General features: G+C 67.0%; 1 pseudogene. It reads right to left on the reverse strand.

What is annotated here, in order from left to right:
- Nucleotides 1-433: pseudogene (locus RGCCGE502_RS34410) on the reverse strand (type I secretion system permease/ATPase); the annotation flags it as partial.

Genomic DNA, 433 nt, shown 5'->3' on the forward strand with positions numbered 1-433 from the left:
GTCGCGCCCCGACCACGCCCTTCCACTGGCCGATCGCCAGGTCGACCGGTGCCAGCGCCCGCGCCGTGACGATCGACGAGGCGATGATCGAGCCCGACGACAGTTCGCCGCGGATCGTCAGATAGGCGCCGAGCCCGAGGATCGCCGACTGCAGCATCATCCGCAGCACCTTCGACAGCCCGGACAGCGTGCCGCCGACGTCTGATGTCTTCGTCTGACAGTCGAGGTGGCGGCGGTTGGCCTTCTCGAAGCGGTCGACGGCCCGACCGGTGATCCCCATCGCATGCATGATGTCGCTGTTGCGGGCGTTCGAATCGGCAACCGAGTTACGCGCCACCGAGGCCTTGATCATCGACTGCGAATGCCGCCGCGTCAGCACCTCGGCAACAACCGTCAGCACCGTCAGCACCACGGCACCGCCGACCGTCAAAAG

Origin of the sequence: Rhizobium grahamii CCGE 502 (genome assembly GCF_000298315.2) — a bacterium.
GTDB classification, from domain to species: domain Bacteria; phylum Pseudomonadota; class Alphaproteobacteria; order Rhizobiales; family Rhizobiaceae; genus Rhizobium; species Rhizobium grahamii.